The following is a 7,375-nucleotide window of genomic DNA, read 5'->3' on the forward strand; positions in this document are numbered from 1 at the left end:
GACCACGCCGGCGGGTTGGCCGGGTCGATGCCGAGGGCCGGGGCGACGTACTCCAGTTCGCGCAGCAGGGCCTGGGAGGAGCCCAGCGGGCCGCCGCCGGCCAGGAGTTCGTCGTTGGACAGGGGCTGGGCGAAGTCCAGGGGCACGTAGGCGCCGGCGTGGTCGTAGTGCCAGACCAGGTGCGACTGGCGGGCGGTGGACTCGAACATCTCCAGCAACTGCTCGTAGTCGCCGCCCAGTTCGTCCACCGGGCTCAGCGGCAGGCCGCACAGCGTCAGCAGATGGGCGCGGCGCAGGAAGTGCAGGGCGTCGTAGTCGAAGCCGGCCACGGGGGCGACGTCGCCGGACAGGCCCGGCATGTACGGGTGGACCGGCACCGGCGGGAGCCCGTTCTCGGCCAGTGCCTCGTTGTACTGCGCGAGTTCTTCGGCGAACGGGTTGTCGGGGGTGTGGCACAACACGTCGACGAGCGGTACCAGCCACAGGTCGCAGGCCAAAGAGGACTCCTCACTCAGCTCACTCAGCGCGAAGGCGATGCACGCGATCAGGGAAGCGTAGTCGGTGCGGCCGGGGGCGTACCCGCTCGTGACCGGGCGGTCGTGTGCACCGGTTTGTGCTCACCGATCGTGTGCTCGGTCGTGCGTGCCGGTCGTGCGGTGCCGGCCGTGTGCACCGGTCGGTCCGGTCGGTCAGCTCCGCCCGTGCAGGTCCCATACCCACACCCCGCCGGTCCACGTCCCGGGCCGGCCCACCAGTTCGGTGAGCACGTGGCGCAGGGCGCCGTCGTTGGGCTGCGGGGCGAGGACGAGGACGCCCGCGTGCCAGTGCGCGAAGTCCTGCCGGGCCTGGGCGCGGCGGGTGGCGTCGATGACGGGGACGACGCCGGTGTAGCGCACGTCGCGCAGCATGCTGGAGGTGGCGCGGGGCGCGGCGCCGTAGATGCCGGTGCGGTCCGGGCCCCAGGGGCCGTTGAAGTAGCCGCCGGGCAGCCTGAAACCGAGGTGGGCGGCGGTCTGCCAGTGCAGGGCCTCGGCCGCGCCGGGGTCGGGCAGCGGGACCGGCACGAGGGACTCGCCGTCGTGGACGTACGGCTTCCACAGCCCGGCCGTGATGAACTCCGGCACCGGGGCGCGGTCCACCGCCTTCAGCGGCGCCGGCACCAGCGGCAGCAGGGCCAGCGCGACGGCCATCAGACCGGCGTACAGGGTGCCCACGCGGCGGATCGCCGCCATGCGCGTCAGGGCCACCGCCAGCAGCATGCCCAGCGCGGGGGCGCAGATCATCGCGACCCTGCCCTCGATGACCGATTCGAACAGCGGCAGGTGCGACAGCGGCGCCCACGGGCCGGGGTAGACCCGGTCGGTCAGCGGCAGCCGGACCTTCGGGCCCAGGGACAGCAGCGCGGCACCGGCCGCCGTCACCGCCAGCGCCTTGACCAGGGCCTGTTCCCACAGCCGGACGGCGATGCCGAGGGCGAGCAGGAGCAGGGGCCAGCCGTAGAAGGCGTTCTGCTCGGTCGGGTTCAAGGACAGCGCGTCCGCCCGCTCGGCGCTGCCCGCGAACAGGGAGCGCTCGGCGAAGGCGAGCAGCGCCAGCGGACTGTTGCCGGCGTTGTCGCCGTGCAGCACGCTGCCGTAGCTCTGCGGGCCCGCGAACTGCCAGTACAGCGGGAAGGCGACGAGCGGCAGGCACACGGCGGCGCCGGTCAGCAGGCCCCGCAGCAGTGGCCGCCAGGCCGCCCGCGCCACATCCGGGCGCACCAGCGCGTACGCGGCGGCGAACAGCGCCGTGCCGAGCGCGGCCAGCAGCAGCGGCTCCTCGCCGAGGAAGATCTGGTAGGCCGTCAGCAGCCCGAGCACGACGCCGTCGCGCCGTACCCGCGCGCCCGTGCACAGCCGCAGCACCCGGTCGACGATCAGCGGGATCACGAACAGGATCACGAAGTTCGGGTGGGCGTTTGCGTGGCTGACCATCGGCGGGGCGAACGCGGCCAGTGCCGCGCCGGTGAAGGCCGCGCCCCGGTGCGCGGTGACCCGTTTGACGATCAGCCAGTACCAGGCCGCGCCGGTCGCGGCCAGCCCCAGCGCCATGCACACGCTGAGCGAGACGGCGGGACCGAAGGCGAGGGTGACGGGCGCGAAGGGCACCGACAGGCCCAGCATGACCGTGTTGGCCATGAGGTTCACGCCGTCGGGGAAGCCCTGGAGGTCGGTGAAGAGCGGGTTGTGCAGGTGGGCGACGCTGTCGGCGGTGACGGCGAAGAACCACTCCCACTGGTTCTGGTCCTGCAGCGAGTCGGGCAGATAGCGATGGGCGGGATCGACGAGGCGGCCGGCGTACAGCACCACCGCCATCAGCAGGAACGCGGCGCCGGCCAGCAGGTCGGCGGGGTGCGCGGCGCGGGCCTTGAGCCGGGCCAGTTCGGCGAGGACCCGGCCGTAGTCCAGCGGGACGACCTTGGAGCCCACCTGGTGGGACCAGCGCACGGGGACCTCGGCGACGGGCCAGCCGGCGCGGTGGAAGTGCTGCAGCACCTCCACGTCGATGCCCCAGCCGTTGAGCCGGGAGGCGGCGAAGGCGGTGCGCGCGCGGTCCCCGTCGAAGAGCTTGAAGCCGCACTGGGTGTCGCGTATGCCGGGCACCGCGACCCGCCGTATCAGGAGGTTCCCGGCGCGGCCCAGCAGTTCGCGCACCCGGTGCTGGCGGCTGCCGATCGAGGCGCCGGGCACCGAACGGGAGCCGATCGCGGCGGCGTTGCCCTCGCCGAGCGCCTTGTCGAGCAGGTCGAGTTCCTCGATGGGGGCGGCCAGGTCGGCGTCGGTGACCAGGACGCGCCGGCCCCGGGTGGCCAGCACGCCCAGGCGCAGGGCGTGCCCCTTGCCGCGGTTGCGGTCGGCGGCCACGAGCCGGACCCGCCCGTCGCGGCGGGCGGTGACGAGGGCGCCGGTGCCGTCGGTGGAGCCGTCGTCGGCGACGACGACCTCCCAGGTGCCGAAGCGGTCCTCGTGGTCGCGCAGGTAGGCGGTGACGGCGTCCAGGGTGGGGCCGAGCCGGTGCTCCTCGTTGTAGGCGGGGATGACGACCGACAGCTCGACGGGCGGTTCGCCCGGTGCGGAGCGGGGCGGCCCGGCGTCCGGGACGGCGGCGCCGCTCATGCGCCGGCCAGCCGGTCGGCCAGGGCCAGGGCGTGCGCGTGGTACGCGGCGACGATCGCGCGGGCCCCGGTGATGTCACGTTTCGCCAGTGCGTCGACGAGTTCGGTGTGGCCGGTCCACAGCAGGCCGCGCAGGTCGCCCAGGCGGCGCAGGTGCTGCACCGCGCACACCCAGGACTGCACGCGCAGCCGGTGCAGGAAGTCGGCGAGGTGGGGGTTGCCGAACAGGCCGCTCAACTCCCGCCAGAACCGCAGGTCGTAGCCGATCAGCACGGTCAGGTCGCCGGCGGTGGCGGCCCGCTGGGCCTCCTCGCCGCGCCGGCGCACTCCGGCGAGCGCGGCCGCGACCCGCGCCTCGCGCAGGTCGTGCGGGGCCTTCGGGAACCGCGGGGCCTTCGACGCCTTCGGGACCTGCTGGGGCGGCGGGGCCGGCTGGGCGGGCGGGTCCTGCGGGCCGTCGGGGCGCCGGGCCCCTCCCCGGGGGGGGAACCACCCCGGCCCCGGCCCCCGCCCCCCCCGCCGGGGCGGCCCGGCGGGCAACCGCAAGCCCACGGGCCGCGCCGCGCCCGCGGGGAGGGGCTGCCCGGCGGGGCTCACCCCAGGGCCCGCGCCGGTCAGCCGTTCCCGTGTGCGGCGAGGCGTCCGGTGCGTTGTCGTTCGCCCGCGGTGCCGCACGGCCGGTGGGTACGAGAGCGGTGCAACGTGTGTTCCCTCCCCGGAGAAGGACCGCGGCGCACGACCGGCGCGCGGCCTGGCACGACGACGGCCGGACGGGCTCCCCCCTCGACCGGAACGTCGTCTCATGCGGGATCCGCATGATCCGCTGGAGAGTACCAGTGCCCTCCGACAGCAGTCACCCGGCGGCCGGTGCCGGCCCGTGCGGCCGGATCGTGTCGGGTGGCCGGATCCTGTCGTGCGGGGGCGCTCCGAGGCCCCCGGTGATCACTCGGCCTGCTAACTTCTACAGTGTTGTAGAAGTATTCGGCACAAGGGGAGACGGCATGGCCCTGTGGGATCGCATCAAGGACTCGGCGTCGCAGATGCAGAGCCAGCTGGTGGCGAAGAAGAACGAACTCAAGAGCGGCGCGTTCCGGGACGCCAGCATGGCGATGTGCGCCCTGGTGGCCGCGGCCGACGGAAGGATCGACCCGGCGGAGCGGCAGCGGGTCGCGCAACTGATCTTCAGCAACGAGGTGCTGCAGAACTTCCCCGCCGAGGACCTCCAGCGCCGTTTCGAGGACAACCTGAACAAGCTCACCGCCGACTTCGACTTCGGCAAGGTCAGCGTGCTCCAGGAGGTCGCCAAGGCGAAGAAGAAGCCGGCCGAGGCCCGGGCCGTGATCCAGATCGGCATCGTCATCGGTGGTGCCGACGGCGATTTCGACGACACCGAGCGCTCCGTCGTCCGGGACGCCTGCTTCGCGCTGGGCCTGCCGCCCCACGAGTTCGACCTCTGAGGTCGCTCGAGTCCCTCTGGTTCGTCCCGAGTTGCCCTGGGTTCCCCGCCGGGTGCGGGATCTGTTCTCAGAGCGGTGTCGCCGCGTGCAGCAGGAGCATCAACGTCAACGCCGAGTTCGCCGAGAACATCGCCGAGAGCAGCACCCCCGTGGCCGCGGTCCACAGCGCCAGGCCCACGGTGGTGAACACCGGCGGCCAGGTCCGTACGGCGGGCGCCGGCCCCCGCAGGGCCGCCACCCGGCGCGGGGGCGGGCCCGGGGCCGCCCGGCCGGCCCGGGGCGGGGCGGGGGGGCCGCGCGGGACGAGCGCCGCCCCGCCGGTCGCGCGGGCGACGGCCTTGCGGCTGCCGACGGCCTGGGCGGCCTCCTCGTCCGCCCACCGCTCCACCGTGTAGGCGACGGCGGTCCGCAACGGCAGCAGGAACGGGTTCGCGCAGGCGGCGAGGCGTACGAGCAGCAGATGGCGGTGGTGCCGGGCGGCGAGGTGACTGCGCTCATGGGCGAACAGCGCCCTGCGCTCCCGCGCGGCGAGGCGGGTGAGCAGGCCGGTGGACACCACGATCCGGTCGCGGTCCCCGCCCGGCAGCGCGTAGGCGTACGGCTCGGGGTCGGGCAGCACCGCGACCTCGGTGCGCGGCAGGCCGGCCAGGGCCCGGTGGGCGCGCCGGCGCACCGCGCAGTGCTGCAGCACCGCGCGGCCGCAGGCCACGACGACCGCCAGCAGGCCCGGGATGGCGGCCTTCCCGGCGACCTCGTGGCGCGGCACGCTCTCGCGCACCTCGGGGTCCGACCAGCCGTCCGGCAGCGGATTGCCGGGCAGTTGCGCGGTGCCCACCACCATCAGCAGGCCCAGGCAGACCGTGCTGCACAGCGCCATGGCCGTGGCGAGGACGGTCAGCAGCACCGTGGCGGTACGGGGGTGAAGGCGCTGCTCGGCCAGGCGCGCGATCGGCCAGGTGGTCAGCGGCAGGACCAACGGAAGGAAGACGAAGATCCCCATGTGTGCTCAGTCCTCGTCGGCGGCCTGGTCCAGCAGTTCGCGCAGCAGCTGCTCGTCGCCCTCCGGCAGCCCCGTGACGAAGCGGGCGAGGACCGCCCGGCGGTCCTGCTCACCGTCCAGGACCTTGCGCATCTTCAGTGCGGCGAGCCCGGCCTGGTCCGCGACGGGCATCCACACGAACGACCGCCCCTCGCGCCTGCGCGTCACCGCGTTCTTGGCCAGCAGACGGGCCAGCACCGTCATCACGGTGGTGTACGCGAGGTCCGCGGCCAGGTGGTCCCGCACCCAGCCCGCGGTCACCGGGCCCTCGGCCTCGTGCAGCGCGGCGAGCACCTGGGTCTCCAGCGAGCCGGGCGCGCGGCGCCGACGGTGCGGTTCGGGCTGCCCTCGCTCCGTCACGCGCAGTCTCCCTTCGGTCCGCTCCGTCCTGCCGGGCGCCGGTGTCGCATCGGCCCCGTACGCCGGAGCAGCGTCATCGTACAGAGGGCGGTGGCGCAGGCGGGGGTGCGCGGACTCAGTCGCGGGAGTTGCCGAACAGGACGCGGTAGGCGACGAGGAGCACCAGGGAGCCGCCGATCGCCGCGCCCCAGGTGTACAGGTCGAAGAAGTGCTTCTCCACCGGGCGGTCGAGGAAGCGGGCGGAGAGCCAGCCACCGATGAACGCGCCCGCGATGCCGATGAGGGTGGTGCCGATCAGGCCGCCCGGGTCGCGTCCGGGCAGCAGCATCTTCGCGATGCCTCCGGCGAGCAGGCCCAGGATGATCCAGCCGATGATGCCCACGGTGTCGTCCTCCAGTCGGGTTGCGGTCGGCGACGTTCGTTGCCTGATTGCGCAAGCCTAGGGAGGGACAAGCGCGCAGGGCGAGGCCGGTTCTCCTTCTGGGAGGTGCTGTTGAGGGCACGTCGAGGTTCTGTCACTTGATTAAGACATTGCGCAACCAGGGAACTGGATCGGACGGAGCGTCGTTGATCACGACGGACGCGGGAAGCGGAAGCAGCTGCGGAGGACGTGCATGACTGTGACCCTGACCAAGGGCGGCAACGTGTCGCTGAGCAAGCAGGCCCCTGGTCTGACCGGGGTGACGGTCGGGCTGGGCTGGCAGGCGAACACCGGGTACGAGCTGGACGCCAGCGCCCTGCTCTGCGACGCGTCCGGGAAGGTGCCGTCCGACCGGCACTTCGTCTTCTTCAACAACCTGACCAGCCCGGACGGCTCGGTCCGCCACGTGGGCGGCGGCAGCCCGGTCGACGGTGACGACCAGCGCATCGAGATCGACCTCACCCGGGTCCCCGACTCCGTCGAGAAGATCGTCTTCCCGGTGTCCCTCTACGAGGGCGCCGCGCGCGGCCAGAGCTTCGGCCAGGTGCACCGGGCGCACATCCGCGTCCTCGACCGGGAGGACGGCGCCGAACTGGCCCGCTACGACCTCGCGACGGGCGGCCTGGCGGACGAGACCGCGCTGGTCTTCGGCGAGCTGTACCGGCACGGCGCGCAGTGGAAGTTCCGCGCGGTCGGCCAGGGCTACGCCTCCGGGCTGGCGGGCATCGCCGCCGACTACGGCGTGGACGTCCTGAAGGCCGTCTCTTATAAACATCTCCGCGGCCCCGAGACCGGCAGAAATCACGAATGGCGCTCTCTCCTTTCAAAAAAACACTCCGGGTCGCATGCTGGAGCGACAGGTGGAACTGCCACGGTCGGGGGCGACATGGCGAGGCGGCGCAGGAGTCGGTCGGGCCGAGCACCGTCTCGCTCCGACGAGTAGG

The 7,375-nt window shown here is 73.4% G+C and carries 8 protein-coding genes; 2 read left to right on the forward strand and 6 right to left on the reverse strand.

Translation table 11 applies throughout. The annotated features are described in order from the left end of the window. The 3 genes from GV126_RS30740 to GV126_RS36855 form a co-directional block, all read right to left on the reverse strand. Positions 1 to 497, reverse strand: a 497-nt coding sequence (locus GV126_RS30740) for a putative DNA-mimic protein (protein WP_159672762.1), incomplete at its 3' end; no start/stop codon positions are given. Between the two features lie 192 nt (positions 498 to 689). After that, positions 690 to 3,155 carry a dolichyl-phosphate beta-glucosyltransferase gene (locus tag GV126_RS30745; RefSeq protein ID WP_159672764.1) on the reverse strand — a complete coding sequence of 822 codons (2,466 nt, stop codon included), beginning with the start codon at positions 3,153 to 3,155 and terminating at the stop codon, positions 690 to 692. After that, positions 3,152 to 3,706 carry an FCD domain-containing protein gene (locus GV126_RS36855; protein WP_236570190.1) on the reverse strand — a complete coding sequence of 185 codons (555 nt, stop codon included), beginning with the start codon at positions 3,704 to 3,706 and terminating at the stop codon, positions 3,152 to 3,154. Before GV126_RS36855 ends, GV126_RS30745 begins: the two co-directional genes overlap by 4 nt. Positions 3,707 to 4,155: 449 nt before the next feature. Here GV126_RS36855 and GV126_RS30755 point away from each other — a divergent pair, with 449 nt between their 5' ends. After that, positions 4,156 to 4,611, forward strand: coding sequence for a tellurite resistance TerB family protein (locus GV126_RS30755; protein ID WP_159672766.1), 456 nt, complete (start codon positions 4,156 to 4,158; stop codon positions 4,609 to 4,611). A gap of 67 nt (positions 4,612 to 4,678) precedes the next feature. Here GV126_RS30755 and GV126_RS30760 read toward each other — a convergent pair whose 3' ends face one another. The 3 genes from GV126_RS30760 to GV126_RS30770 form a co-directional block, all read right to left on the reverse strand. Continuing rightward, positions 4,679 to 5,611: a M56 family metallopeptidase gene (locus GV126_RS30760; protein WP_159672768.1), complete on the reverse strand. Its 933-nt coding sequence runs from the start codon at positions 5,609 to 5,611 to the stop codon at positions 4,679 to 4,681. A gap of 6 nt (positions 5,612 to 5,617) precedes the next feature. Next, positions 5,618 to 6,010 carry a BlaI/MecI/CopY family transcriptional regulator gene (locus GV126_RS30765; RefSeq protein WP_419795992.1) on the reverse strand — a complete coding sequence of 131 codons (393 nt, stop codon included), beginning with the start codon at positions 6,008 to 6,010 and terminating at the stop codon, positions 5,618 to 5,620. Positions 6,011 to 6,125: 115 nt separating this feature from the next. Continuing rightward, positions 6,126 to 6,392, reverse strand: a complete 267-nt coding sequence (locus GV126_RS30770; protein WP_159672770.1) for a GlsB/YeaQ/YmgE family stress response membrane protein — start codon at positions 6,390 to 6,392, stop codon at positions 6,126 to 6,128. Between the two features lie 232 nt (positions 6,393 to 6,624). On the opposite strand from GV126_RS30770, the gene GV126_RS30775 reads away from it, so the two are divergent. After that, complete coding sequence (locus GV126_RS30775) at positions 6,625 to 7,374, forward strand: TerD family protein (protein WP_328707358.1); 750 nt, start codon at positions 6,625 to 6,627, stop codon at positions 7,372 to 7,374. Position 7,375: the final 1 nt, after the last annotated feature.

The organism is Streptomyces mexicanus (assembly GCF_902506575.1).
In the GTDB taxonomy this organism is placed as follows: Bacteria; Actinomycetota; Actinomycetes; order Streptomycetales; family Streptomycetaceae; genus Streptomyces; species Streptomyces mexicanus.

Excerpts from the sequence above, each read along its gene's own strand:
- GV126_RS30775 (WP_328707358.1), top strand. The coding sequence starts at position 6,625 with ATGACTGTGACCCTGACCAAGGGCGGCAACGTGTCGCTGAGCAAGCAG.
- GV126_RS30760 (WP_159672768.1), bottom strand. The coding sequence starts at position 5,611 with ATGGGGATCTTCGTCTTCCTTCCGTTGGTCCTGCCGCTGACCACCTGG.
- GV126_RS30755 (WP_159672766.1), top strand. The coding sequence starts at position 4,156 with ATGGCCCTGTGGGATCGCATCAAGGACTCGGCGTCGCAGATGCAGAGC.
- GV126_RS30745 (WP_159672764.1), bottom strand. The coding sequence starts at position 3,155 with ATGAGCGGCGCCGCCGTCCCGGACGCCGGGCCGCCCCGCTCCGCACCG.